At 65.8% G+C, this 25,470-nt stretch carries 28 protein-coding genes and 3 tRNA genes; 24 read left to right on the forward strand and 7 right to left on the reverse strand.

What is annotated here, in order from left to right; genetic code table 11:
- Positions 1 to 161: 161 nt before the first annotated feature.
- Complete coding sequence (locus LQV16_RS08450; protein WP_229993451.1) at positions 162 to 1,043, reverse strand: ArgP/LysG family DNA-binding transcriptional regulator; 882 nt, start codon at positions 1,041 to 1,043, stop codon at positions 162 to 164.
- Between the two features lie 65 nt (positions 1,044 to 1,108).
- Between LQV16_RS08450 and LQV16_RS08455 the strand changes: the two genes are divergently transcribed.
- Both LQV16_RS08455 and LQV16_RS08460 read left to right on the forward strand, forming a co-directional pair.
- A complete protein-coding gene (locus LQV16_RS08455) occupies positions 1,109 to 1,714 on the forward strand; it encodes a LysE/ArgO family amino acid transporter (protein WP_229993452.1) in 606 nt (201 codons plus the stop codon).
- 131 nt (positions 1,715 to 1,845) lie between these two features.
- On the forward strand, positions 1,846 to 2,391 hold the full coding sequence (locus tag LQV16_RS08460; protein ID WP_229993453.1) for an isoprenylcysteine carboxylmethyltransferase family protein: 546 nt from the start codon (positions 1,846 to 1,848) through the stop codon (positions 2,389 to 2,391).
- 69 nt (positions 2,392 to 2,460) lie between these two features.
- Here LQV16_RS08460 and LQV16_RS08465 read toward each other — a convergent pair whose 3' ends face one another.
- On the reverse strand, positions 2,461 to 3,480 hold the full coding sequence (locus LQV16_RS08465) for a PHP domain-containing protein (protein WP_229993454.1): 1,020 nt from the start codon (positions 3,478 to 3,480) through the stop codon (positions 2,461 to 2,463).
- A 178-nt stretch (positions 3,481 to 3,658) separates the two neighbouring features.
- Here LQV16_RS08465 and LQV16_RS08470 point away from each other — a divergent pair.
- From LQV16_RS08470 to LQV16_RS08480, 3 genes are all read left to right on the forward strand, one after another.
- A tRNA-Glu gene (locus LQV16_RS08470) sits at positions 3,659 to 3,731 on the forward strand.
- 115 nt (positions 3,732 to 3,846) lie between these two features.
- Positions 3,847 to 3,920: transfer RNA gene (locus tag LQV16_RS08475), tRNA-Asp, on the forward strand.
- 48 nt (positions 3,921 to 3,968) lie between these two features.
- Positions 3,969 to 4,044, forward strand: a tRNA-Phe gene (locus tag LQV16_RS08480).
- A gap of 247 nt (positions 4,045 to 4,291) precedes the next feature.
- Here LQV16_RS08480 and LQV16_RS08485 read toward each other — a convergent pair.
- From LQV16_RS08485 to tcuA, 3 genes are all read right to left on the reverse strand, one after another.
- Positions 4,292 to 4,624 (reverse strand): hypothetical protein, encoded by a 333-nt coding sequence (locus LQV16_RS08485; protein WP_229993455.1) that lies wholly within the window; start codon positions 4,622 to 4,624, stop codon positions 4,292 to 4,294.
- Between the two features lie 291 nt (positions 4,625 to 4,915).
- Positions 4,916 to 5,599, reverse strand: a complete 684-nt coding sequence (locus tag LQV16_RS08490) for a GntR family transcriptional regulator (protein ID WP_229993456.1) — start codon at positions 5,597 to 5,599, stop codon at positions 4,916 to 4,918.
- A gap of 58 nt (positions 5,600 to 5,657) precedes the next feature.
- Positions 5,658 to 7,151: an FAD-dependent tricarballylate dehydrogenase TcuA gene (gene tcuA / locus LQV16_RS08495; RefSeq protein ID WP_229993457.1), complete on the reverse strand. Its 1,494-nt coding sequence runs from the start codon at positions 7,149 to 7,151 to the stop codon at positions 5,658 to 5,660.
- 240 nt (positions 7,152 to 7,391) lie between these two features.
- Between tcuA and LQV16_RS08500 the strand changes: the two genes are divergently transcribed.
- The 15 genes from LQV16_RS08500 (at position 7,392) to LQV16_RS08565 (ending at position 19,090) form a co-directional block, all read left to right on the forward strand.
- The gene (locus LQV16_RS08500) at positions 7,392 to 8,372 is read left to right on the forward strand and encodes a tripartite tricarboxylate transporter substrate-binding protein (protein WP_229993458.1); all 981 of its coding nucleotides are present in this window, start codon (positions 7,392 to 7,394) and stop codon (positions 8,370 to 8,372) included.
- Positions 8,369 to 9,016 (forward strand): tripartite tricarboxylate transporter TctB family protein, encoded by a 648-nt coding sequence (locus LQV16_RS08505; protein WP_229993459.1) that lies wholly within the window; start codon positions 8,369 to 8,371, stop codon positions 9,014 to 9,016. The genes LQV16_RS08500 and LQV16_RS08505 overlap by 4 nt, the downstream gene beginning before the upstream one ends.
- Positions 9,016 to 10,524, forward strand: coding sequence for a tripartite tricarboxylate transporter permease (locus LQV16_RS08510; protein WP_229993460.1), 1,509 nt, complete (start codon positions 9,016 to 9,018; stop codon positions 10,522 to 10,524). The genes LQV16_RS08505 and LQV16_RS08510 overlap by 1 nt, the downstream gene beginning before the upstream one ends.
- A gap of 287 nt (positions 10,525 to 10,811) precedes the next feature.
- Positions 10,812 to 10,946 (forward strand): hypothetical protein, encoded by a 135-nt coding sequence (locus LQV16_RS23560; protein ID WP_290369352.1) that lies wholly within the window; start codon positions 10,812 to 10,814, stop codon positions 10,944 to 10,946.
- A gap of 310 nt (positions 10,947 to 11,256) precedes the next feature.
- Positions 11,257 to 11,715 carry a hypothetical protein gene (locus LQV16_RS08515; protein WP_229993461.1) on the forward strand — a complete coding sequence of 153 codons (459 nt, stop codon included), beginning with the start codon at positions 11,257 to 11,259 and terminating at the stop codon, positions 11,713 to 11,715.
- A 203-nt stretch (positions 11,716 to 11,918) separates the two neighbouring features.
- Complete coding sequence (locus tag LQV16_RS08520) at positions 11,919 to 12,452, forward strand: Asp23/Gls24 family envelope stress response protein (RefSeq protein ID WP_229993462.1); 534 nt, start codon at positions 11,919 to 11,921, stop codon at positions 12,450 to 12,452.
- On the forward strand, positions 12,449 to 12,640 hold the full coding sequence (locus LQV16_RS08525) for a hypothetical protein (protein WP_229993463.1): 192 nt from the start codon (positions 12,449 to 12,451) through the stop codon (positions 12,638 to 12,640). The genes LQV16_RS08520 and LQV16_RS08525 overlap by 4 nt, the downstream gene beginning before the upstream one ends.
- Entirely contained in the window at positions 12,637 to 13,020 is a 384-nt protein-coding gene (locus tag LQV16_RS08530; RefSeq protein ID WP_229993464.1) for a hypothetical protein, read from the forward strand. The genes LQV16_RS08525 and LQV16_RS08530 overlap by 4 nt, the downstream gene beginning before the upstream one ends.
- Positions 13,021 to 13,112: 92 nt before the next feature.
- Positions 13,113 to 13,676 (forward strand): DUF6286 domain-containing protein, encoded by a 564-nt coding sequence (locus tag LQV16_RS08535; RefSeq protein WP_229993500.1) that lies wholly within the window; start codon positions 13,113 to 13,115, stop codon positions 13,674 to 13,676.
- A complete protein-coding gene (locus LQV16_RS08540) occupies positions 13,673 to 14,284 on the forward strand; it encodes a hypothetical protein (RefSeq protein WP_229993465.1) in 612 nt (203 codons plus the stop codon). The genes LQV16_RS08535 and LQV16_RS08540 overlap by 4 nt, the downstream gene beginning before the upstream one ends.
- Before the next feature lie 149 nt (positions 14,285 to 14,433).
- A complete protein-coding gene (locus LQV16_RS08545; protein WP_229993466.1) occupies positions 14,434 to 15,717 on the forward strand; it encodes an ABC transporter substrate-binding protein in 1,284 nt (427 codons plus the stop codon).
- A 7-nt stretch (positions 15,718 to 15,724) separates the two neighbouring features.
- Positions 15,725 to 16,759: a sugar ABC transporter permease gene (locus tag LQV16_RS08550; protein ID WP_229993467.1), complete on the forward strand. Its 1,035-nt coding sequence runs from the start codon at positions 15,725 to 15,727 to the stop codon at positions 16,757 to 16,759.
- Positions 16,756 to 17,655, forward strand: coding sequence for a carbohydrate ABC transporter permease (locus LQV16_RS08555; RefSeq protein WP_229993468.1), 900 nt, complete (start codon positions 16,756 to 16,758; stop codon positions 17,653 to 17,655). The genes LQV16_RS08550 and LQV16_RS08555 overlap by 4 nt, the downstream gene beginning before the upstream one ends.
- Positions 17,656 to 17,665: 10 nt before the next feature.
- Entirely contained in the window at positions 17,666 to 17,920 is a 255-nt protein-coding gene (locus tag LQV16_RS08560; protein ID WP_229993469.1) for a hypothetical protein, read from the forward strand.
- Between the two features lie 102 nt (positions 17,921 to 18,022).
- Positions 18,023 to 19,090 (forward strand): LacI family DNA-binding transcriptional regulator, encoded by a 1,068-nt coding sequence (locus LQV16_RS08565; protein ID WP_229993470.1) that lies wholly within the window; start codon positions 18,023 to 18,025, stop codon positions 19,088 to 19,090.
- Positions 19,091 to 19,161: 71 nt separating this feature from the next.
- Here the strand turns inward: LQV16_RS08565 and LQV16_RS08570 are convergent, their stop codons facing one another.
- Positions 19,162 to 20,079, reverse strand: coding sequence for a hypothetical protein (locus LQV16_RS08570; protein WP_229993471.1), 918 nt, complete (start codon positions 20,077 to 20,079; stop codon positions 19,162 to 19,164).
- Positions 20,080 to 20,109: 30 nt separating this feature from the next.
- A complete protein-coding gene (locus LQV16_RS08575) occupies positions 20,110 to 20,916 on the reverse strand; it encodes an exodeoxyribonuclease III (protein WP_229993472.1) in 807 nt (268 codons plus the stop codon).
- 131 nt (positions 20,917 to 21,047) lie between these two features.
- On the opposite strand from LQV16_RS08575, the gene LQV16_RS08580 reads away from it, so the two are divergent.
- The 4 genes from LQV16_RS08580 (at position 21,048) to LQV16_RS08595 (ending at position 25,437) form a co-directional block, all read left to right on the forward strand.
- Positions 21,048 to 22,547: a CoA-acylating methylmalonate-semialdehyde dehydrogenase gene (locus LQV16_RS08580; protein WP_229993473.1), complete on the forward strand. Its 1,500-nt coding sequence runs from the start codon at positions 21,048 to 21,050 to the stop codon at positions 22,545 to 22,547.
- The gene (locus LQV16_RS08585) at positions 22,547 to 23,647 is read left to right on the forward strand and encodes an enoyl-CoA hydratase/isomerase family protein (protein ID WP_229993474.1); all 1,101 of its coding nucleotides are present in this window, start codon (positions 22,547 to 22,549) and stop codon (positions 23,645 to 23,647) included. Before LQV16_RS08580 ends, LQV16_RS08585 begins: the two co-directional genes overlap by 1 nt.
- Complete coding sequence (gene mmsB, locus LQV16_RS08590) at positions 23,640 to 24,584, forward strand: 3-hydroxyisobutyrate dehydrogenase (RefSeq protein ID WP_229993475.1); 945 nt, start codon at positions 23,640 to 23,642, stop codon at positions 24,582 to 24,584. The genes LQV16_RS08585 and mmsB overlap by 8 nt, the downstream gene beginning before the upstream one ends.
- A gap of 73 nt (positions 24,585 to 24,657) precedes the next feature.
- Positions 24,658 to 25,437, forward strand: a complete 780-nt coding sequence (locus LQV16_RS08595) for an enoyl-CoA hydratase (RefSeq protein WP_229993476.1) — start codon at positions 24,658 to 24,660, stop codon at positions 25,435 to 25,437.
- The last annotated feature ends 33 nt before the right edge of the window (positions 25,438 to 25,470 follow it).

A 25,470-nucleotide genomic window follows, 5' to 3' on the forward strand; every position in this document is an offset into this window, starting at 1 on the left:
CTTCGTGGGGGCGTGCGGACGGAGTGGGGCCGGATGCGGAGGTTGTAGCCATTCTGCCAATCTAGCCGCTACAGCACGGTCAGGACTGGCGGGAATCGGTCACGTCTAGCCGAGATCCTGCCAACCTGCCGGACGGCCGGCCGCCAAGGTGCCGGACGGCCTCAGCGGAGCACGCGCGCCGCCGCCCGGACGGCGTCCGCGACGTCGGTCAGCGCCGCCGAGCCGCGCCGCCACTGCTGCCAGTAGAGGGCGACGTCCACGTGCGCGCGGGGGGAGAGCGTCTCGAGCCTGCCGGTCTCCAGATCTTCGCCAATTTCGATCTCGGGCATCATGCCCCAGCCCATGCCCCAGCGGATGGCATCGCCAAACTCCTGGGCGGCCGGCACGTAGTGGCGCGGCGGCTGAAGGGGTGCGTGGCTGAGCCGGCGCAGCCAGCGGTCCTGCAGATCGTCCCTGCGGTCGAAGACCACAACGGGAGCCGCGGCCACCGTCGCGGCGCTCACCCCTGCCCCAAACCAGCGGCGGGTGAAGTCCGGAGCGCACACCGGAAAATAGCGCATGATGCCCAGCTTGCTGGACGAGCAGCCGGGCACGGGCTTGGCTGTCTCAGTGATGGCGGCGGCGGCGGCGCCGGCGCGCAGCAGGTCCAACGAGTGCTCCTGGTCTTCGCGCAGGATCTCCAGCTGGACGTTTTCACTGGCCGCCGCGAGGCCGGCCAACGCCCAGGTGTGCAAGGAATCGCTGTTGATCACCAGCGTCAGGCGCGTTCCTGCGCGGGGCTGCTCAGGCTGCAGTTCCTCGGCCAGGTCCGCGGAGAGCAGTTCCAGCTGCCGGGCGAACCGCACTACGGCCTCGCCGGACTCGGTAAGCCCGGGCGGCCGCGCTCGGGTCAGGACGGGCCGGCCGACGGCGGCCTCGAGGGCCCGTACACGCTGGCTGACGGCCGAAGGCGTCACGGACAGATGGGCTGCGGCGGCGTCGAAGCTCCCGTACGTGAGGATTGCGGCCAGCGTCCGGGCCTGCTCGGGGGAAATTTCCATCATTAGACCATCTTATGTATCAGCAGAATCTTTAACTGGCTTCATCTTCGGCGGACCCCTACCGTGGAATGGTGATCCTTCCACTGTTTTCCGGCCTCTCCGCCGGACTGTCCCTCATCGTTGCCATCGGCGCGCAGAACGCATTTGTCCTCCGCCAGGGCATCCAGCGCTCCCACGTCGTCATGGTGGTGGCAGTCTGCGCGGTTTCGGACCTCGTGCTGATCCTGCTGGGCGTCGCGGGCATCGGTGTCCTCCTGGACCGGGCGCCCGCTGCCATCGTGGTGATCCGGTGGGTCGGGGCCGCGTTCCTCCTCGTCTACGGGGCGCTCGCGGCCCGGCGCGCGGTCCGGGGGTCGCAACTGGAGAATCCCGGCGACAAGCCGGCCGGTGGCCGGGCCGCCGTGCTGGGCACCTGCCTGGCCTTCACGTGGCTGAACCCGCACGTCTATTTGGATACGGTGTTGCTGCTCGGGTCCCTCGCCGCCGCTCAAGGCGAAGCCGGGCGCTGGTGGTTCGCCGCCGGGGCCGGCCTGGGGAGCATTGCCTGGTTCACCGCCCTCGGCGCGGGGGCGCGTTTCCTGACGTCGCTCTTCCGGCGCCGGGCGGCCTGGCGGGTGCTCGACGCCGGAATCGCCGTCGTGATGATCACCCTTGCCGTGCTGCTGCTCGCCTGAGCACCGCGTCTGCCTCCCGTTCCTGAGCACCGCGCAAGGAGTGGAAAACCCATGCCGGTCCGGAGCCGGCCCTCAGGTCTGGGGTCGGTAGGCCCTTGTCCGCTCAATGTGGCGGGGTCACGATTGCTGGTATGACAGCATCCCCAGTGTCGGCCGGCGAAAGGAAGCGCGCAGCCATCGGTACGGCCGTCTTCGCGGTTGCCCCCGCAACGGCCGCCGGCCTGGTGCCGTGGCTTCTGACCCGCTGGGAAGTGGCCTCCCCGGTCCCCGGCGGGGTGCCTGCGCAGATCACCGGCGCCCTGCTGATCGGTGCGGGCGCGGCGGTGATCGCGAACTCTTTTGTGCATTTCGCCGTGGAGGGCATCGGGACCCCCGCGCCATTTGCCCCTCCCAAGAAGCTGGTGGTTGGTGGGCTCTACCGATACGTGCGGAATCCGATGTATGTCTCCGTCGCGGCGGCCGTCGCCGGGCAGGGACTCCTGCTAGGCGCGCCGAAGCTCTTCGTGGCCCTGGGCATCGGCGCCGTCCCGGTTGTGGCCTTCGTCCGGCTGTACGAGGAGCCGGTACTGACCCGGAAGTTCGGTGCGGCCTACGAAGAGTATCGCCGTAACGTCCCGCGCTGGCTGCCCAGGCTCACGCCGTGGCGGCCCGAGGGTCCGGAACCGTCCCGGGGCTAGTGCCGGGGCTAGGGCCAAACCCACGGCCGGTACCGGGCTGGGGCGAGACCTAAGGCATGGGTGCGGCCGCTACTTTCCGCGCCCGGACCACTCCAGCAGCCGATCCAGCGGCCAGGTGGTGACGATCCGCTCGGCGGGCACGCCGTTCGAGGCCGCGCGCTCGGCGCCGTACTGCAGGAAATCCAGCTGGCCCGGCGCGTGGGCGTCACTGTCGATACTGAAGAGGCAGCCGGCGTCCAGGGCCAGTCGGATCAGCTCGTCCGGCGGATCCTGCCGTTCGGGACGGGAATTGATTTCGACGGCCACGTTATTCTCGGCGCAGGCCGCGAATACGCGCTCGGCGTCGAATTCGGACTGCGGTCGGGTTCCCCTCGATCCCTGCAACAGCCGCCCGGTGCAGTGGCCGAGGACGTTCGTGTGCGGATCGTTGATGGCGCCCAGCATCCTCTCGGTCATGGTGCGCCGGTCGGAGCGGAGCTTTGAGTGGACGCTCGCCATCACGATGTCCAGCTGGTCCAGCAGGTCCGGGGACTGGTCCAGGGTGCCGTCCTCCAGGATGTCCACCTCGATCCCGGCCAGAAGGCTGAAGTCCCCGCCGTCCCCGTTGATGTCCGCAACAACGTCGAGCTGCTCCCGAAGGCGTTCCGCGCTCAGGCCGTTGGCGATCTTGAGGCTAGGGGAGTGGTCCGTCAAGGCGAGGTACTCCCGGCCCAACGTCCGGGCGGCGTCAGCCATGAGTCCGATCGGGGACCCGCCGTCGGACCAGTCGCTGTGGCTGTGCAGGTCGCCCCGGAGGGCGGAGCTCAGTTCTGCGCCGCCGGTCGCGAGCGGCTGCTGCCCGCGTTGCCGCAGGCCCTCAAGGTAGTCGGGTACGCCGCCGTCGACCGCCTGCCTGATGACTTCGAAGGTTCTGTCCCCGATCCCCTTCATGCTCTTCAGCCTGCCGCTGCGTGCCCGCGCCGCGACCTCGTCCGGCTCCAAGGCGCCGACAATCCCAGCTGCCTTTCGGAACGCCTGAATCTTGAAGGTGGGGGCGAGCTCGCGTTCCAGCCAGAACGCAATCTCATTGAGGGCATCAACGGCATCCATCCGTCCATCTTGCACCCACCTTGCGCCCAACTTGCACCGGCGGATGGACCGATTTTGGATAATCAGGGGGTCTGCCCTTATAGTTTTATAGTCCAGTTCGGAGGAACCCGAAAGGACAAAAACGACAGGCTTCGGCCCTTAATTTTTGCCCCGACAAGTTCAACCGGATGGCGTCCTGGCCCCCATCGTCTAGCGGCCTAGGACACCGCCCTTTCACGGCGGCGGCACGGGTTCGAATCCCGTTGGGGGTACGCAAGGAACTGGTCAAACCGGATGGAAAAGTCTGGTAGGCTAAAGGCCTTGAAAATTTGCGGTAGCGATACCGCAGACAGCAGGAAACATGCAGTACAAGCAATAAACAAGCAAGGCCCTGTAGCGCAGTTGGTTAGCGCGCCGCCCTGTCACGGCGGAGGTCGCGGGTTCAAGTCCCGTCAGGGTCGCTCTGATTGCCGGAAGAAATTCCGGCCATCAAGGTGACATGTCACCTAGGCTCTGTAGCTCAGTTGGTAGAGCGTTCGACTGAAAATCGAAAGGTCACCGGATCGACGCCGGTCGGAGCCACCAGCTAGAACCCCGCAGTTCCCAGTGTTTACACGGGAGCGGCGGGGTTTTTTCGTTGCTGCGTGAAGCCCAGGATTCAGCCTGTGTCAGCCGGAATCAGCCAAATTCTGGGACGGACCTCTGGTATCCCCTTGGTACATCGACCTGTTTCGAGAACTATTTGTGAGAACCGGGGGCCGGACGCCACTTCTCCTTTGCAGGGCTGGTTTTCTGCGGCAGGTGTGACTGTTCGATGGGGATGGCGGTTTTTTCACAGCTCGGTTTGGCAGTTATAGAGAGTGGCGAGATCGTTTCGGACGCGATTCTTCGCTGGGGGTTTGGCGGTATGGCCGGCATGCGGCCGTTTGTAGACTCGCAGGCCTTCATCTTGCAGGAACATGAGTCGGCCTTTTCCTTCGTCCTGGTGAAGCCACAGAACGCTGCCGTCGAGGGCAAGCATGTCTATATTTCCTTGTGCGATGATCTCGCCCTGACGGTAGATTTCCACGTAGTCGTATCGTGAGAGTTTGTACCAGTTGCTGATGGGTTCCGGTTTTTGGGGTGTTTCCTGCTTTGGCCCGGGCGCGTGTGGGTAGGTTGTCAAGCTCTTGTCCTTGGGTAGCCGGTTGCGGCGGATGTGAGTTGGAGGTGGCAGGGTGGCATTCCAGCCACCCTGCCTCCTTCGCGTTGGCTCTATCCCGCCCCGTCTTTCGGGTTGCCTGTTGCGGTGGCATGCAGGATTAGGGTTCACGCATGCCGGAATTGGATCCGGCGGTCGGTGGAGTCTCTGGCCCTGATGACGCGGATTCTGCGCGCTGTCTGGCGGGCTAAACGTTCGACGAGACGCGTCGCGCGGGCTTGACGGCCCGGCGCGTGCAGGTGTCGGTGGCTTGCTTTAGCGGCGGGAACCGGTCAGTGGGTGTTGCAGTGCTGTCTCTCGAAGAAGCTGCAGGCGCAGGGTACGGGCTGTTTCCATGTGTTGCCGGGCGATCTTTCCCGCTTCATCGGCGTCCTGCTGCTCGATGGCGTGTATCAGGGCCTCGTGCTCGTCCAGTGCCGCCTCCCAGCGGTTAGCGGTGGAGAGTGTGGAACGCGGTGCGTGGATGAGGTGAGTTGACAACCTATCCAGCAGGTCCTGGAGGACCGGGTTGTGGGCACAGTTCCACACGGCGGCGTGGAACTCCAGGTTGGTGGTGATCCTGGTGTGGTCATCCGGTTCCTGGAGTTCCCGGTCCCGCTGCAGCAACGCCTCAAGCCGCATCAGGTCGGGGAACTGCCTGGCACGGGCTGCCTGGCGCGCGGCCTCCTCTTCGAGGAGAATCCGCATGTCATAGATTTGGATGACCTGCTGGGGGTCCACTTGGGGAACCTGGAGGCCCCTGGCCACGCGCTCGAGGAGCCGTTCCTGCTGCAGGCGCGAGAGCGCCTCCCGGACAGGTGTCCGGGAGACGCCGAAACGCGTGGCAAGCGATGTTTCCCGAACGGCGGTGCCAGGCTGATGGACTCCGGACAGGATTTCGCTGCGCAGGGTCTGGAAGATGCTCTCTCCATCAATACGTGGAGTTGCTGTGTCCGTCACGTGGCTGGTCCTTGAGGCGTTGGAGTGGTCATCGCAGAGTGCTTGTTCGAAAGGAACTTTACGCCAGAACGCCTGCGCGCCGTCCGAAGACGCAGCCTGCAGCAAGTCCGGTGCCGCCGGGGTAGTTGGTGCTGAAGAGTCCGCCGAGCATTTCGCCGGCCACGAAGAGGCCGTCGATGTGCTTTCCGTCTGCGTCCAGGACGCGGCCGTGGGTGTCGGACTTGATGCCACCGAACGTGAACGTAATCCCGCACGTGACGCCGTAGGCGTAGAACGGTCCGGTTTCGATGGGGGCGGCCCAGTTGCTTTTGACCGGTTCGGTGGTGGCCTTCCGGCCGTCCTTGATGGTGGGGTCGAACGGGACGGAGCGGTCGATCGAGTTGTTGAAGTCCGTGATGGTCTTGGACAGGCTCTCTGGGTTCAGGCCGATTTTGGCGGCCAGGTCCTCGATGGTGTCCGCGATCTCGACGGAGATGCCGGGCATGTCGTATTCCTCGCCGCGCAGCATCGGTCGCAGGGTTGCGTCGAAGATCTGGTAGGCCACTGACCCGGGCTGCTTGAGGATTTCCTTGCCGTATTTGGCGTAGGTGTAGTTCCTGAAGTCCGCGCCTTCGTCCAGGAATCGTTTGCCGTCGGTGTTTACGATGATGCCAAACGGGTAGCTCTGCCGGGTCAGCCGGTTGGTGAGCTCGCGGTTGCTCTCGTTGGTGGCCGTGAAGGCATCCCACTGGACACTGTGGCAGGTGCCCCAGTCGCCGCCCTTGGTCGCGCCGATCGCCAGGGCCGCGGCAATCATGTCACCGGTGTTGTACGGGGTTCCGCGGACCTTGGCGTTTTCCCAGCCTTCGCCCAAGTGCTCCTGGCGCCACTGGGGGTCCGCCTCGAAGCCGCCGGCGGTGAGGATGACGGACTCTGCCGTCAGGCGCAGTTCGCCTTCGGCGGTTTTGACTACGACGCCGGCAACGCGGCCGTTTTCGACGACGAGGCTTTGTGCCTCGTGGCCGTAGCGGACATCGATGCCGAGCTCTGCGGCAAGCCTGGTGTGGTCCTCGATCAGGCCCTCACCGCCGCCCACGTTCCCCACATGCAAGCCGCCCCAGAAAAGGTAGGACCCGTCGGCGCGCTCATAGGCCTGACGCTCGTACATCAGGCGGTACTTCAGACCCAGGCTGTTGAGCCACCGCAGAGTGGACTGGCTCTCCGCGATAAGAACCTCCGTCAGTGCGGGATCGTTCCGGCCCTCCGTGACCTTTTCCAGGTCCGCTGCATATTCTTCAGCGCTGTAGGAAGGAACAACAGTGCGGCCGTGCCGCTCATCCGGTTCCACCAGGCCCTGCAAATCATCCAGACCGTTATGCACTATCCGGGTGGCGCCGGCGGTGTAGAAGCTGTTGCCGCCTGCCATGTCCTTTTCGCCTTTTTCCAGCAGTACAACGCGCCGCCCGCGCTCCGCTGCAGCGTGCGCCGCCGTAAAACCGGCGTTCCCGCCGCCCACCACAATCACGTCAACGCTGTCCGTAATCCGCGGTCCGGCTCCATTACCGATCGACATTGGCTGTCCTTTCACTGGTTGATGAATCCAACTGTATACAAACGTATGCATATGGCGCAAGATCGATATTGCAGATCAAAACTTGCCCGTGACTGCCATCACAGGTATAACTGTATTTCATTGTGTACAACAGTATCCCTGAGTGCTCTGAGAGTCTTGGATCACCGGGATGCGGCTGAGGCCAAGGCCCCAGCAGAGTACTTTCGCACCGCCCAACAACGTCGTTACGGAACGAGAACCATGAAAAATCCCCTACGCAATGCCGTGTTCGGCCTGGTCGTGGCCGTCGTGGCCACGCTGGCGTTCATCAATGCCGGCACGGCCGGTGGAACGAGCACGGCCCGGAACAAGCTCACCCTGATCGCCCCGGCAGCACCTGGTGGCGGCTGGGACGGATTTGCCCGTGAAGGGCAGCAGGCGCTCAAGAGCGGCGGCGTGGTCAATAACGCTCAGGTGGTCAACGTGCCCGGAGCCGGCGGGACCATCGGCCTGAGCCAGTTTGTCCAGATGCCCGGGCGCGAAGACGCCCTCCTGGCGACCGGTGGTGTGATGGTGGGGGCCATCGAACTCGGAGACAACCCGGAGTCCATGGCTGACGTTGTTCCCATCGCCCGGCTGGCCGATGACTACGCGGCGCTGGTGGTCCCGGCTGACTCTGAGTTCAAGACCCTCGACGATTTCCTGGCCGCATGGAAGCAAAACCCCGGCGGAACCTCAATCGGCGGCGGATCCCTGGGCTCGATCGACCATCTTCTGAGCGCCATGGTCGCCAAAACGGTCGGCATCGATCCTCAGGAAGTGAACTACATCGCCTACTCCGGCGGCGGTGAGGCCCTGACCTCGCTCCTGTCCCACACCACGTCCGCCGGCATGTCCGGCTACAACGAAGTCAGCGACCAGATCGAGGCCGGAACACTGCGCGCCCTGGCCATCTCTTCGGAAGAGCGGCTGGAAGGCGTAGACGTTCCCACCTTCAAGGAGCAGGGCGTAGACGCGGCGATGTCCAACTGGCGAGGATTTGTGGCCGCGCCAGGCATCACCGATGAGGCGAAAGCGGAGTTCATCAAGATCGTCACCGAGATGCGCAGCACCGACCACTGGCAGGAAGCGCTGAAGCGCAACGACTGGACGGACACCTTCACCACGGGCGAAGAATTCGAACAGTTCATCAACAACGAAGTTGCAACGGCCCAAGAAATCGTAAAGGACCTCGGCCTATGAGCATCACCCAGAACCAGCCAGAAGCAGGATCCGCCCTGGAGCCGCACGGTAAACCGAAGCGCCGCTTTGGGACAGGCCGCAGCGAATTCGTTGTCGTCGCCGTGCTTTATGCAGTGGCCATCCTCCTCACCATCGGCACCGTGACCATGCATGTGCAGGGCAAATCATCCCCCGGACCGCAGTTCTTCCCCATCATCGTGTGCATCCTGCTGTATCTGGTGGCGACCCTCCTGGCCATCCAGATCCTCCGCTCACCGCAGATCCCTGACAATTCCATCCACCCCGGACACGGACAGTTCTCGGCGGACATGCTGCACGACCTCGGTCACCTGGGGAAGGAAGAAGCCGAAGCGTTTGACGATGCGCCATCCAAAACCCCAGCCAAAACCTGGAAGACGTACTCGGACTGGCGGACGGTCGGCCTGATGCTGGCCGGGGTCGTGGCCTTCGTCGCGCTGCTGGAACCGCTGGGCTGGATCATCAGCGCGACGATACTGTTCTGGGTTGTTGCCTACGCCCTCGGCAGCCACCGACGATTCTTCGACATCGGCGTGGGCCTGCTCTTCTCCTCAATCATTCAACTGGCCTTCGGCGCCGGGCTGGGCCTCAGCCTGCCTTCCGGCTTCATAGGAGGGATCCTCTAATGGAACAACTCGAACTCCTCATGGGTGGCTTCGCCAGCGCCCTGACCCCCATCAACCTCCTCTGGGTGCTAATCGGCGCACTCCTCGGCACCGCCGTCGGCGTCCTGCCGGGGCTCGGCTCCGCCATGGCCGTGGCGCTGCTGCTCCCGGTGACTTTTTCACTGGAACCGACCGCGGCATTCATCATGTTCGCCGGCATCTACTTCGGCGGCCTCTTCGGCGACTCCACCTCAGGAATCCTGCTCAACACCCCCGGCCACTCCTCGGCCATCGCGTCCACGTTCGAGGGACACCGGATGGCCAAAAGCGGACAGGCGGCCAAAGCGCTTGCCACCTGCGCCATCGGAGCCTTCATCGGCGGCCTAATCGCCACCACCCTGGTGGTCTTCTTCGCCCCCACACTGGTCAAAATGGCCACGGTCTTCGGCCCGGCCGAGTACTTCGCCCTGGCAGTGTTCGCCTTCCTCGCCATCTCCGCCGTCGTCTCCGAATCCGTGATCCGCGGCATCGCGGCCCTCGGAATCGGCCTCGCCCTGGCCCTCGTCGGCATTGACGGCCCCAGCGGCACCGCCCGCTTCACCCTCGGCATGCCCCAGCTCTTCGACGGAATCTCCGTCATCGTCATCACCGTCGGGCTCCTGGCACTCGGCGAGGTCTTCCACATCGCATCCCGCATCCACCGCGACCCGATCGCCACCCGGATCGAAACGAAGGGCCGGGCGAGGCTGAACCTCGCAGACTTCAAAAAGGCCCTCCCGGCCTGGCTGCGCGGCACCGCCTTCGGCGCCCCCTTCGGGCTGATCCCCGCCGGCGGCGCAGAAGTCCCCACATTCCTGGCCTACGGAACCGAAAAACAACTGGCCAAGCGCCGGAACGATCCGGATTTCGGCACCACCGGCTCTATCCACGGCCTCGCAGCCCCGGAAGCCGCAGCCAACGCAACGGCCGGCACCGCCATGGGCGCCCTGCTCGCACTGGGGTTGCCAACGTCGGCCACGGCCGCGATCATGCTTGCAGCATTCCAGCAATACGGCATGCAGCCAGGCCCGCTGCTCTTCGAACGAAGCGGTGACCTGGTCTGGGCCCTGCTGGCCTCACTGTTCATCGGCCTGGTCATCCTCGTGATGATCAACATCCCGTTCGCCTCCGTCTGGGCAAAGCTGCTCAGCATCCCCAAGCACTACCTCTACGCCGGCATCACCGTCTTCTCCATGCTCGGCGTATACGCGGTGAGCTCCGCAGTGCTTGATCTGTGGCTACTGATCGCCATAGGGCTCGTCGGATTCCTGATGCGCCGCTACAACATCCCGCTGGCACCCGTTCTGATCGCAGTGATCCTCGGCCCGATGGCCGAGACTGAACTCCGCCGTGCACTGGCAGTCTCCGAGGGCAACCTGGGCATCCTGATCGACAGCCCCATCACCATCACTCTCTACCTGGTCCTGGCCGCCGCCCTCGCTCTCAGCGCCGTCCAGCACCTCCGCCACCGGGCCAGCCGGAAGGTCTAGTCACCTGAGCCGCAAACGAGGCCCCTGGCCTCTCGATTGCCCGCACGGACAATCGAGAAGCCAGGGGCCTGTCATCTTTCGGACTGACAAAACCGCAAGCCGACCATCTGTCCTCAGTTCAAGTAAACCGGGTTCCGGCCGCTTCAAATACGACCGTTTCCGCTACAAACCACCAGGCGCGATTTGCTGCTTCGGTCCGCCGGTATCGTGCTCGAATTTGGGGACATGGACTTCCGGCCGCCGGTGTTCCATGACCTGAGGCCACCGCCGTCAGCCTGTATCTGTCCGTGACCAAGAACGTCAAGCATGTGCAGCGTATTGCCGGTCACAAGGACGGTACGACGACGATCAACACCTACGGCGCACTGTTCGATGACGATTTCTTCAAGGCTGCGGCCGGGCTGGATTCGCTGACCAAATGAATCGAAAGGTCACCGGATCGACGCCGGTCGGAGCCACCACTGGGAAGCATCAGTTCATTGAGAACTGGTGCTTTTCTTCTTTAACACCATCGATCGCTCCGTAACGGCCCTTCTGAAGGGTCAAAAGGGCAGTTACGGAGCAATCGACAGGGAGACGGACGGCCGCATCGACGGGGGCCGACGGCGGCGACCGGTTGGGGGCCGGGCCGCTGGCCGGGCTAGACTCGCACGCTGGGGAAAGAACACCAAGGCCGTCGGAAGCCCGGTCCGGGCAGGCGGCGCAATCTCAACCGAAAAGTGATTCTGCAACGTGATTTCGAAGAATATTGCCCGTCCTCTCACCGCCGCCACCCTCCTCGCAGCCCTCGCCCTCGCCGGCTGCTCGGCACCCCAGGCCGGCAGCGCGCCGTCGTCCGCCGCGGGCCCGTCCACTGCTTCAGCCTCAGGCACGCCGAGCCCCAGCAAGACCTCCGGGCCGTTCGGCGGTTTCGCCAGCGCCGGCGAGGCCTGCACCAAGATCTCGGAGCAGGCCACCGGCGCCACGCTCCTTCCCCTCTCGGCCGCCCAAGGCAAGACGGCGGAGCTGGAACAGTTCAAAGCCGACCTGGCCGAGACGGCCGAGCGCGTTCCTGACAGCCTGAAGGCCGATTTCGCCAACCTCAAGGAAGTGGCCGTCGCGGGCGTCACCGACCAGACCGTCTTCTCCAGCGGCAAGCTCCAGGCCGCCATGGCACCCGTAACAACCTGGATCGCCACCAACTGCAAGTAGGGAGTCAGATCAGGCCACCGCCCGCATCGACTCCCGGCTGACGTCCCGCAGCTGACAAGCGGACGCCAGTCCTGCTCCGCGATGCACTTCGCCGGTTCCCACGGCCCGCACCTGCGCCGGCCGTGGGAACGGGCGCTGCAAGATTCCCCCGCGCGGCCCAAGGCAGGGACTAGGGTTGTGTCAAAGAGAAGGGGGAGTGCGTTATGGAATACCAGAATTCTCAACCCGTTGCCGGTCCCGCGGCCGGTCAGCCCGTTGCCGCGGCCGGTCAGCCCGTTGCCGGTCAGCCCGTTTCGGGTCCCGTTGCCGGGCTGCCCGGTGCAGGTCTGTCCGTGCCGGCGGGCACCGGCCGCACGGTTATATCGGAAGCCGCAATCGCCAAGGTCGCGGGCATCGCCGCCCGATCGGTACCAGGGGTCTACTCGTTGGGATCAGGGCCGTCACGCGCCCTGGGGGCGATCCGCGACGCCGTCGGCAGCGCCGATCACGCAGCGGGCGTCCGCGTGGAAGTCGGCGAAACCCAGGTGGCCGTGGACATCGATCTCGTCGCGGTGTACGGTACCCCCTTGCATGCCCTCGCGGACCAGATCCGCACCGCCGTCTACTCCGCCGTCGAGGAACTGGTGGGGCTCGAGGTGATCGAGGTAAATATCGAGATCAATGACGTTTATGTGCCCGGCCCGGCCAAACCGGCCCCGTCCGCCGAGGCCCGTCCGGTCAGGGAGGCAATCCAATGAGTCTGACGGTAGTGGGAATCGCCATGGGGGCCTTTGTGGCTTTCATGTCCTTCCAGTTCGGCGTCTGGGGCTTCCTCGGTGCCCTGTTCTTCATGGGCATCGGCGCTCTCCTGGGCCGGGCCGCAGACGGGAAGCTGGACCTGCGCAGCGTGTTTGACGCCCTCACGGGCCGGCGTTCCTCCTCATGAACATGACGGCTGAAACGCCGATCCGCGGCGCCGCAATGGCCGGGCATAACCGCATCAGCACACAGGCCCTGACGAGTGTGGCGAGGGCCGCCGCGGGTGAGGCCCTCGGTGTGCCGGCGCACGATGTGCGCGCCGAGTGGTCGGACGATGACGGGCTGCTCGCGCTCTCGCTCGTCATGCCCGTCGCGGTCCCGAATCTCAGGGTGGTTCTCCGGGATCCCGGCCGCGTCGCCGGCTTCGGCGGTTCCATCTGGGAGCGTGCCGTCGCCGCCAAAGCCCAGATCCTGCGACGCGTGACCGAACTGACCGGCGCGCAGCTGAGCCGGGTGGACATCCGCATCAGCGGGGCCACCGTGCGCGGGGGAGGTCGGGTGCGTTGAGCCAGGACACCCAGAACACCGGTATCGGCTCCGGCCCGCACGACGCAGATGCGGTGGCGGGGAGCGACCCCCTGGGCTCCGGTGCCGCGGGCATGGACCGGATTCTGAAACGGGAGACGCACTCATCGCGGGCCGTCGTCTCCGTGCTGGCCGCCGCCCTGGTCATGGCGGTGTGCGGTTACGCGCTGCTTGAAACTGCGGTCCGTGCGGTCGGGCAGCCGCCGTGGCTCGTGGATCCGCAGACCGCGGCCGAGCGGGTGGTCGCGCTCCCGGCCGGAATCGGCCCGCTTCTACTGCTCGTCATAGGCGTCGTGATCGCCATAGCCGGATTGTTTTTCTTCCTCAACGCCGTGCTGCCCGGACGGCGGGCGCGCCACCTGCTCCCGGACCGCCGGGCCGCCGTCGTGGTTGACGATGAGGTGATCGCCGCGGCCCTGGCGCGCCGAGCCCGGCTGGCCGCCAACGTGACTCAGGAACAGGTGATGGTGGTCGTGTCGCGGAACCGGGTCATGGTCAACGTCCGGCCGACCTCCGGTGTGCCGCTGCGCCCGGACGCCGTCCTGGACGCTGTGCGGCGTGAGCTGCAGGAAATGGGCCCCTGGCCCATGCCGGAAGTGCGGATCCAGGTCTCCACGGCAGGGGTGGTGGGGGCATGAACAACACTCCCAGGGTCCTGAACCGCATCCTGATCGGCATCCTTGGCATCAAGCTTCTAGCCATTGGCGTGCTTGTGGTGCTGCTGGCGAGCGTCCCCGCCGTCGGCGTGTGGTGGCATGACTGGGCGGGCGGCGTCCTGAACTTCTGGCTCGATTTGTTCGAACGGACGCAGTTCCCCCGCCGCCAGGAGAGCTGGCTGTGGCTCGTCATCTGCTTTGTGCTGGTGGTGGTGCTTGGCCTGATGGTCGCCTGGATTGCCCAGCAGGGCAAGGGCCGGACCAGCCTGATCGTGGCCGAGGAGGACCCGGGCGACGTGCCGGGCAACGTCGGAATCGGCGGCGGCGTGGCGGAGCAGACGATCCGCGCGGCCCTTGCGGATCGGCCCGACCTGACCGGAGTCTCGGTAACCGCCTACGAGATCAAGGGGGAGCCGGCCCTCAAGATCCGGGTGGAGCCCCGACAGGGCGTCGCCCCGCAGGCGCTTGCCTCCGAGGTTTCTTCATTGGTAGAGGCGCTCGACGCCGTGATCGGCAAGCGCACCCCCGTCCTGATCCACATCGGATCCGGGGCACGGTCGCGGTTTGGCCGTGCCGAGCGGGTCCGCTGAGGCGGCTCCCCGACGGGGCCACGGAATCTCCTTTGCATAAAGGTTTCATGTAAACGCTTGCATTCTGCATGACGTGTTGATTACTGTGATGGTCGGCACACCATCAGTACGGCCGTTTTTCACCGGTACTCAGCGAGGAGCACTCCAGTATGAAAACCCGCAATTTCCTACTTCCCGCCGCCACGGCAGGCATTTTGGCCATCACCCTTTCGGCGTGTGGCGGCGGAGGTGGCGGCACTACCAGCGGCAGCGACGCCGCCTCGCAGGGCCTGGATGGACGCGGCCCCATCACTTACGTCCAGGGCAAGGACAACAGCAACGTGGTCCGCCCGTTGATCGAGAAGTGGAACGCTGCCCACCCGAACGAGAAGGTCACCTTCAAGGAGCAGACCGACCAGGCGGACCAGCAGCACGACGACCTCGTCCAGCACTTCCAGGCCAAGGACCCCGGCTACGACGTTGCGAGCGTCGACGTCGTCTGGACCGCCGAATTTGCCGCCAAGGGCTGGCTGCAGCCGCTCAAGGACAAGATGGCGCTGGATACCTCGGCCATGCTGAAGCCGACCGTCGAGGCCGCCTCCTACAAAGGCACGCTGTACGCGGCACCGGAATCTTCCGACGGCGGCATCCTGTACTACCGCAAGGACCTGGTCCCCACGCCCCCGAAAACCTGGGACGAGATGATGGGCATGTGCTCCATCGCCAAGACCAACAACATCGGCTGCTACTCCGGCCAGTTCAAGAAGTACGAGGGACTGACCGTCAACGCCTCCGAGGCGATTAACTCCGCCGGCGGAGCCGTGCTGGACGAGAATGGCAAGCCCAACCTGCTCACCGCGGAAGCAAAGGCTGGCATGGCCAACCTGACCAAGGCCTACGCAGATGGCGAGATCCCGAAGGAAGCCATCACCTTCCAGGAAGAGGAAAGCCGCCAGGCGTTCCAGGACGGCAAGCTGCTGTTCCTGCGCAACTGGCCCTACGTCTACAACCTGGCCACCACCGAAGGATCCTCCAAGGTCAAGGACGTCCTGGGCATGACCGCCCTCCCCGGCAAGGAAGGCCCGGGCGCCTCGTCCCTGGGCGGCCACAGCGCCGCGATCAGCGTCTACTCGAAGAACAAGGCCACCGCAGTGGACTTCCTGAAGTTCCTCACCACGGAAGAAACCCAGAAGTTCTTCGCCACCCAGGGTTCGCTCGCCCCGGTGCTCGGCAAGCTCTACGATGACCAGGAGCTCGTCGCCAAGCTGCCGTACCTGCCGGTGCTGAAGACCTCGATCGAGAACGCCGTGCCGCGTCCCGTCACCCCGTTCTACCCGGCCGTCACCAAGGCCATCCAGGAAAACGCGTACTCGGCCATCAAGGGCGAGAAGACCGTAGACGCGGCCCTGTCTGACATGCAGAAGTCCATCGAGTCCGCTAGCGCGGGACAGTAGGTCCATCATGGCAACTGAAGTAGGCCCGACGTCGGTCAAGGCACCGGCGTCGGGCGGGGCACCGATCCACCACGCACCCAAGGGTGTTGGGGAGGACAACCGCATCGCGACGCAGGGGCGCTGGGCAGCCTGGCTCCTGGCGCCGACTATCCTCGCATTGTCAGTAGTGATCGTGTACCCGATCATCACCGCCATTGTGATGTCATTCCAGAAGGATGCCGGTCTGGACCCCGCCACGGGGCTCTTCGTCGAGGGCGGCCCGGCCGGCTTCTCGAACTACTACAACTGGATCTTCCAGCAATGCCCGGCTCCGGACGGCGGGACCGTAGACTGCCCGCCGGGAACCCTCGGCGCGCAGTTCTGGTCCGCCACCGGCACCACCTTCTTCTTCACCATCGTCACGGTGGCCCTGGAGACAGTGCTCGGCTTTTGGATGGCCGTCATCATGGCACGGGCCTTCAAGGGCCGCAGCCTGGTCCGTGCAGCCGTCCTGGTGCCGTGGGCCATCCCCACCGCCGTTACGGCCAAGCTGTGGCTGTTCATCTTCGCCTTCGAAGGCATCGGCAACAAACTCTTCAACACCACCGTCCTGTGGACCGGCAGCGAATGGCCTGCCAGGTGGGCCGTGATCATCGCGGACGTCTGGAAGACCACGCCGTTCATGGCGCTGTTGATTCTTGCCGGCCTGCAGATGATTCCCGCGGAAGTGTACGAGGCGGCCAAGGTCGACGGCGCCTCAGCCTGGCAGCGGTTCCGCATGATCACCCTGCCGCTGGTGAAGCCGGCGCTCATGGTGGCCATCTTGTTCCGCACCCTGGACGCACTGCGCATGTTCGACCTCCCGTACATCCTGACGGGCGGGGCGAACAACACCACCACGCTGTCCATCCTGGTGATCAACCAGATCAGGCAGGGCTTCAACGCGGCGGCGGCTTTGTCCACCATCACATTCATCATCATCTTTCTGGTGGCTTTCATCTTCGTACGCTTCCTTGGAGCGAACGTCGTGGAGCAGACCGGCGCAGGTAAGGGGAAGAAATGACCGCCTCGACGAGCGCCGCAACCGAGCTGCGCGCAGAGCAGGACCGGGGGCGGAAGGTCGCGCAGAACCGCGAGAAGTGGGCCCAGGGACGCACCTACATCAGTGCGGTCGTGATCCTCTTCTGGTGCCTCGCTCCGGCTTACTGGATGGTGGTGACGGCGTTCCGCGACGTCGGCTACACCTACGACACTTCGATCCTGCCGACCCACGTGACGCTGGACAACTTCAAGACAGCATTCGATACGTCCTTCGGCAACCACTTCGGCCAGGCGCTGCTCAACAGCTTGTTCATCGGCACCGTGGTCACCCTGGTTTCGCTGGTGATTGGCGTGTTTGCCGCCTATGCCCTGGCCCGCCTGAACTTCAAGTTCAAGTACCTCGTGCTGGGCTTCATCCTGGGGGCTTCCATGTTCCCGGGCGTCGCCCTCATCACGCCGCTGTTCCAGCTGTTCACGAACATCGGCTGGATGGGCACCTACCAGGCACTGATCATCCCGAACATTTCGTTCGTGCTGCCGCTGACGGTCTACACCATGACGTCCTTCTTCCGGGAGATGCCGTGGGAGCTCGAGGAATCGGCGCGCGTGGACGGCTGCACGCAGGGACAGGCGTTCCGGAAGGTGATCATGCCGCTGGCCGCCCCGGCCATCTTCACGACGGCCATCCTGGCGTTCATCTCCTCGTGGAATGAATTCCTGATCGCCAGCCAGCTCTCGTCCGACGCAACGCAGCCGGTCACTGTGGCCATTGCCAGCTTCGCCGGTGCGCAGCCGAACCAGATTCCGTACACCGCGATCATGGCTGCAGGCACCATTGTGACCATTCCCTTGGTCATCCTGGTGCTCGTGTTCCAGCGTAAGATCGTTGCGGGCCTCACCGCCGGCGCGGTTAAGTGACTGCGGCGCCATGACTGACGAGCAGAACCAGGGCCACGTGCCGGCGACGCGTCGAAAGGTGCGTTCCGGCGAGGACTTCGACATCATTATCGGGTTCCTGGGCTTCTGGGCCGTAGTGCTGCTGGTGGTCACCGTCTGGATGGAGGTGACCGCCCAGCCGGCCCTCTTCTGGGCCCTGGGTCTGCTCGCCATGCTGCTGGCCCTCTACGGCATGATCCGGCTGCGCCGGCGCTTGCCGCGCCGGACCGCCAGCCGGCGCGCCTAGGCAGCCCAGGGGCCAGGACTATTTATCCGCCGCGGCGAGGCGGGTGCAACACGTCTGCGGGCAGCCGACCGGCTTCCGCGGACCGTCAACAAGGGGACACAAGTGGCACGGACAGAAAGGGCGCAGCGCGGCGGCCACTCCGGCGTCAGCATTGAGGATGTTGCCGCCGCTGCCGGCGTATCCACGGCCACCGTATCCCGGGCCGTCCGCGGTTTGCCCCGCGTTTCCCCGGCAACGCGGGAGAAGATCCTCGGCATTGCCGAATCCCTGGGCTACGTCGCGTCGTCCTCGGCGTCGGGCCTGGCGACGGGCCGGACCAAGACCATTGGGGTGCTGGCACCGTTCGTCAGCCGCTGGTTCTTCTCCAAGGCCATCGAGGGCGCCGACCGGGAACTGCACTCCCGTCAGTACAACCTTTCCCTCTTCAACCTCGGCGGCCACGGCAGCAACCGTGAGCGGCTCTTCAGCAAGACCATGGTCTACAAGCAGATCGACGCACTGCTGGTCCTCTGTATGGCGCTCACCCACGAGGAAATCGAGCATCTCCAGAAGATCGATATCCCGCTGGTGGTGGTGGGCGGCCATGTCGAGGAGTGTCCCTACATTGGCATTGACGACTACGCCGCGGCCGCGACCGCAGTCCGCCACCTGATCGGGCTGGGCCACACCGACATCGCGCTCCTGCACGGCGATGACGAAACCGACCTCAACTTCGACGTCCCCAGGGTCCGGATCCAGGCCTTCCACGACATCATGCGCGAGGCGCGGCTGCCCGCCCGGGCCGAATGGGACGTGTGGGGGGACTTCACCGTTCGCAGCGGCCAGGAGGCGTTCCGGCGGCTCTGGGCCGCCGACGGGTCCAAGCCCACAGCAATCTTCTGCGCCTCGGATGAGATGGCCATGGGCGTCATCTTCGAGGCGAACAAGGCCGGTGTGCGCGTCCCGGAGGATTTGTCGGTCATCGGCATCGATGACCACGACTTCGCCGAGGCCATGGGGCTCACCACGGTCGGGCAGCGGCCGGACCTGCAAGCCGAACTCGGCACCAAGATGCTGCTGGACGAGCTCGACGGAATTGCCGGGGCCGTTCAGTCCGCCGTGGCGCCGCACCGGCTGATTGTGCGGACAACGACGGCGCCGCCGCTGCGGAAGTCCGCTCGGCTCCGCTAGCGACGGCGTTCGGCGGATCAGCTGTGTCAGCTGTCCCGCGCCCGCCGCAGGGGGTTGCGGTCCGGTGAGGCCTAGGAAGCGCGGGCCAGCTGGCGGATCGGCACCCAGCGTGAGGCCAGCCGGCGGTAGGCCGCGGCGGCGCCGGTCATGTCGCCCTCCGCCAGGCACTCGATGCCGAGGCGCACGTCCAGGGGCGAATCGTCCGGATAGACCTTGTCTGCCACTCCGCCGTAATCGAGTTCCACTGCCGAATCCGGGTGGAAGAGCTCAAGCCATTCCGTGAGCTGGGTCAGGTCCTCGAGCATGTCGAGATCAGGTGCGGCGAGGGCCAGGTGCGCCACCGCGTAGCTCACGCGCTCCAGTGCCTTGCCGATGCCCGCACGGATGCGGACCGTCACGATGTGGCCCTCGGATTCGACGACGTCGGTCGGATCCGATTCCTGGAAGAGGCAGAACCAGCTGAAGGGAATGCCCCACGTGGACGCCCGGGTATGGACCCGGCTCAGGCCATCGTGGGCCCGCACCTCATCAATGCGTTCCTGGTGCTTGTCCCGCTGTTCTTCCGGGATCAGGAGCTGGGCCAGGGGCCCGTGGATGCCTTCCATCAGGGCATTGGCGGCCAGCCCGGCGCGGAGGACCATCTGGCTGGGGCAGTACAGCAGCCGGTCGGCCTGGGGTGCGGCGGAAGTCCCGGGACCGGACTCGGCGTCGTTGTGCGCTGCGCCGGACGGCGCCCGCCGTGCCGGGGCCGGGACGACGCGGACGAGGTCGGTCCGGCCGGTGGGAAACGGGTCCCCGTCGGACCGGGTGATGCGGCCGAGGGACGCCAGGAGCTCGGCGTTCTCCACAGCAGCGCGGGACGCCTGCCCGGCGCCGGCGGCCCGCAGGGTTTCCTGCTGCTTCTCGGGGAACGCCTCGAGGGGCTCATAGATCCGGAGCGCGGAAGAGAACGGCAGTCCGGCCTGTCCATGGTAAATGTTCCCCGTCATTGGATCACGACGCTTCCTGGGCGGCAGCCATTAGTCCGCCAGTTCCGCAAGCACCGGTGCGTGGTCTGAGGCGCCCTTGCCCTTGCGCTCTTCGCGGTCGATCATCGCACCGGTGACCCGTGCCGCCAGGGCCGGGGAGGCAAGAATGAAGTCGATCCGCATTCCTTCCTTTTTCGGGAAGCGGAGCTGCGTGTAATCCCAATAGGTGTAGACGCCAGGTCCCGGGGTGTGCGGGCGGACCACATCCTGGAAGCCGGCCTCCTCAAAGGCGTGGAAGGCGGCCCGCTCGGGCTCGCTGACGTGGGTGAGGCGTTCGGCGCGGAAGTAGTCGATGTCCCAGACGTCGTCATCCTGGGGTGCGATATTGAAATCGCCCATCAGCGCAATCTGCGCCTCGGGGTCCTCCTTGACCCAGGTGCCGGCGTGGGTTTTCAGGATGTCCAGCCAGTTGAGTTTGTAGGGCATGTGTTCGTCGTCGAGGGCGCGGCCGTTGGGGACGTAGAGGCTCCAGACCCGGACACCGCCGCACGTGGCGCCGATGGCGCGGGCCTCCTGCACGGCGTCCTTGCCATTCTTGCCGAACATGGGCTGGTCCAGGAAGGTGCGTTCGACGTCGTCCAGTCCCACGCGGGAGGCGATCGCGACGCCGTTCCACTGGCTCAGGCCGAAGTGTGCCACCTCGTAGCCCATGCTCTCGAAGAGCTCCCAGGGGAAGTTCTCGTCCTTGCACTTGGTTTCCTGGATGGCCAGGACGTCACAGTCCGTGCGCTGAAGCCAGGCCTCCACGCGGTCGGCGCGGGCGCGGAGCGAATTCACATTCCAGGTAGCTATCTTCACAGTCCCTAACTTACCGAACTTGGCCCCCGGACGAAGCCGCCAGCGGATTCTGTCCTCTGGAAATTAGTAGGAAGTCCGAGTATATTCTGCTGCAGAGATGATCTAGGTCACATGCAAAGGAGCATTCGGTCATGGTTCGAGAACTATCCCATTACATTGACGGGCAGCGGGTGGACGGCACCTCCGGCCGGTTCAGCGATGTGTTTGATCCCTGCACCGGCGAGGTCCAGGCCCGGCTGCCGCTGGCAAGCGCAGAGGAAGTGCGCAATGTGATTGCCAGCGCGGAAAAGGGGCAGGTGGAATGGGCCGCGATGAACCCGCAGCGCCGCGGCCGGATCCTGCTCAAGTTCGTGGACCTGGTCAACGAGCACATGGACGAGCTCGCGACCCTGCTGTCCTCCGAGCACGGCAAGACCTTCCTCGATGCCAAGGGTGACATCCAGCGCGGCATCGAAGTGGTCGAGTTTTCCGCCGGTGCCCCGCATCTGCTCAAGGGCGAGTTCTCGGACAGCGCCGGAACCGGCGTCGACGTGCACTCGATGCGCCAGCCCCTCGGCGTCGTTGCCGGCATCACGCCGTTCAACTTCCCGGCCATGATTCCGCTCTGGAAGTCCGGGCCGGCGCTGGCCGCCGGCAACGCCTTCATCCTCAAGCCCTCCGAGCGTGACCCCTCCGTGCCGCTGCGCCTGGCCGAGCTCTTCACCGAGGCGGGCCTCCCCGACGGCGTCTTCAACGTGGTCAACGGGGACAAGGAGGCCGTGGATGCGCTGCTGGAGGATCCCCGGGTCCAGGCCATCGGGTTCGTCGGCTCCACACCCATTGCCCAGTACATCTACGCCACCGCCGCAGCGAACGGCAAGCGCGCCCAGTGCTTCGGCGGCGCCAAGAACCACATGGTGATCATGCCCGACGCGGACCTGGACATGGCAGCGGACGCCCTGATCGGGGCCGGCTTCGGCTCCGCGGGCGAGCGCTGCATGGCGATCTCGGTAGCCGTTCCGGTCGGCCGGAAGACCGCGGATGTCCTCGTGGAGAAGCTGCAGGCGCGGATCGCCGGCCTCAAGGTCGGCCACAGCCTGGCCAAGGATTCCGACTTCGGCCCGGTTGTGGCGGCCTCCGCGAAGGAGCGGATCGAAGGCTACATCGCCTCCGGCGTCGAGGAAGGCGCCAGCCTCGTGACCGACGGCCGCGGCCTGAAGGTGGAAGGCTATGACGGCGGCTTCTGGGTCGGTCCCACGCTGTTCGACAACGTCACGAAGGACATGAAGATCTACAAAGAGGAGATCTTCGGCCCGGTCCTCAGCGTGCTCCGCGCCGAAGATTACGACGAAGCCCTCCGGCTCTGCAGCGAACACGAGTTCGGCAACGGCGTGGCCATCTTCACCCGCGACGGCGACGCCGCCCGCGACTTCGCCAGCCGGGTCCAGGTGGGCATGGTGGGCATCAACGTCCCCATCCCCGTGCCGATCGCGTACTACACCTTCGGCGGCTGGAAGGCCTCCGGATTCGGCGACCTCAACCAGCACGGGGCCGACGCCTTCCGCTTCTACACGAAGACCAAGACGGTCACCAGCCGCTGGCCATCCGGCATCCGCCAGGGCGCCAGCTTCGTCATGCCGGAAGGCAGCTGATGGGGGCGGAGGCTGCGCAGGAAGCGGCCGGCGAGGCCTTGAGCGAGGAAGTCCTGTTTGAACGGCGCGGCCGTCTGGGTGTCGTGACCCTCAACCGGCCCGCGGCCGTCAACGCCCTGACGGCCGCGATGGCCGCCGCGATGCTGGAACAGCTCACGCTCTGGGCCGACGACGACGCGATCGCCGCGGTGCTGGTCCGCGGCGCCGGCGACCGGGGCCTCTGCGCCGGCGGCGACATCGTCGCCATCTACCGGGACATGCTCGACGGCGGGGACGCTACCGCGGACTTCTGGGCCGACGAGTACCGGCTGAACCTGCTCATTTCTGAATACCCCAAGCCGTACGTGGTGTTCATGGACGGGCTGGTCCTGGGTGGCGGCGTGGGGATCTCGGCGCACGGCTCCGTGCGGATCGTCACCGAACGCACGCGCACTGGAATGCCCGAAACGACGATCGGGTTCGTGCCCGACGTCGGCGGCACGCTGCTGCTCTCCGGCTCGCCGGGGGAGGCCGGCACGCATGCGGCCCTGACCGGCGCCCACCTGAGCGGCGCGGACGCGCTGTTCCTGGGTCTCGCCGACTGCTTTGTGCCCTCCGCCGCCCTGGCTGATCTGGCGGTGGCACTCGAGACCGGGGCGGTGGAAGCCGCCGTCGCCCGGTTCGCCGAACCGGCTCCGCAGTCAGTCCTCGCCGGGCAGCAGGATTGGATTGACGCCTGCTACTCCAGCGACGACGCCGAGGAGATCCTGCGCCGGCTGCGGACGGTGGGCGGGGAGGCCGCCGGCGCCGCGGACACTATCGAGGCCAAGTCGCCGACGGCGGTGAAAGTGGCACTGGAGTCCCTGCGCCGCGTCCGCGGACTGAGCCTGGAGCAGGCACTGGAGCAGGAGTACCGTGTGGGCCTGCGCTTCCTCGCCGGGCCGGACTTCCGCGAAGGGATCCGCGCCCAGGTGGTGGACAAGGACCGCAATCCCCGCTGGAAGCCCGCCACTCTCGCGGAGGTCACCCGAGCGGACGTCGCGGCCTACTTCGCCCCGCTGGGCGGGCGCGAACTGAAGCTTTCTCCGAAGGAGAAGAACATGGAGAAGAACAATGTCTGAGGCAGGAGCCTCTGTTACCGGCACCATCGCCTTCCTGGGCTTGGGGCACATGGGCGGCCCGATGGCCGTCAACCTGGTCAAGGCCGGCTATCGGGTGACCGGCTTCGACGTGGTGCCGGCGGCCCTGGACGCCGCACGGGAGCACGGCATTCCAACCGCCGGGACGGCAGCCGAGGCGGCGGCGGGCGCCGCCGTCGTGCTGACCATGCTGCCCAGCGGCAAGCACCTCCTCGATGCCTACCGCGGGACCGGCGGTGCGCCCGGCCTGCTTGAACTGGCCGCCCCGGACACCATGTTCCTGGACTGTTCCACGATCAACGTGGACGAGGCCCGCGAGGCCGCCGAACTCGCGGTCGCGGCCGGACACCGTGCCGTCGACGCCCCCGTATCCGGAGGCGTGGTGGGGGCAGAGGCCGGCACGCTCACGTTCATGGTCGGTGCCCTCCCCGAGGACTTCGAAGCCGTCAAACCTCTGCTGGAAGTCATGGGCAAGCGCGTGGTCCACTGCGGCGCGCACGGTGCCGGCCAGGCGGCCAAGATCTGCAACAACATGATCCTGGGCGTCTCGATGATCGCTGTCAGCGAGGCCTTTGTGCTTGGCGAGAAACTCGGGCTGACCCACCAGGCACTGTTCGACGTCGCCTCCGCCGCCTCGGGACAGTGCTGGGCGCTGACCACCAATTGCCCCGTGCCCGGGCCGGTCCCGACGAGCCCCGCCAACCGGGACTACCAGCCCGGCTTCGCCGGGGCGCTCATGGCCAAGGACCTCAATCTGGCCCTGAACGCGCTCCAGAGCACCGGCGTCGCGGCCCGTCTCGGCCCGCTCGCCGCCGAAATTTACGATACCTTTGCCGCGGAAGGCGGTGCCGGCCGGGACTTCTCCGGCATCATCACCGACATCCGGGACAAATCAGAAGCCGGCACGGCCGGGGATTAGTCCCGGACCGAAGCCACACGCAGAAACAGAACCAGAAACAGCACCAGACGAGCACCACCGAAGGGGACCACTCATGACGGAACAGTACGCGAACATCCTGGTGGAGCGCCGCGGCCGCGTGGGCCTCGTGACGCTCAACCGGCCTGAAGCCCTCAACGCCCTGAACAAGGCAACGATGGACGAGCTGGTGAAGGCCGTCACCGGGATGGACGCGGACCCGGCGGTCGGTGCCGTGGTGGTTACCGGTTCCGCGAAGGCCTTCGCCGCCGGCGCGGACATCAAGGAAATGCAGTCCAAGGGCTACATGGACATGTACGCGGCGGACTGGTTCCGCGGCTGGGAGGACTTCACCCGGCTCCGCATACCCGTCGTGGCAGCCGTGTCCGGCTTCGCGCTGGGCGGGGGCTGCGAGCTGGCGATGATGTGCGATTTCATCATCGCCGGGGACAATGCCAAGTTCGGCCAGCCGGAGATCAACCTCGGCGTGCTCCCCGGCATGGGCGGCTCGCAGCGCCTGACCCGCGCTGTGGGCAAGTCCAAGGCGATGGACATGATCCTGACCGGCCGTTTCATGGACGCCGAGGAGGCCGAACGCGCGGGCCTGGTCTCCCGTGTGGTCCCGGCCGCGGACGTCGTCGAGGAAGCGCTGAAGGCTGCCGAGGTGATCGCCTCCAAATCCAAGCCCGTGGCGATGGTGGCCAAGGAAGCGGTGAACGCGGCGTTTGAGACCGGGCTTGCCCAGGGCGTGCTGTTTGAACGGCGCGTGTTCCACTCGCTGTTCGCCACCGAGGACCAGAAGGAAGGCATGGCAGCCTTCACGGAGAAGCGGCAGCCGGAGTTCAACCACCGCTAGTTAGCTGCCGGCGAGGGCGCGGCGGCGCCAAAA

It is taken from the genome of Arthrobacter sp. Bi26, from assembly GCF_918697925.1.
Lineage (GTDB): Bacteria > Actinomycetota > Actinomycetes > Actinomycetales > Micrococcaceae > Arthrobacter.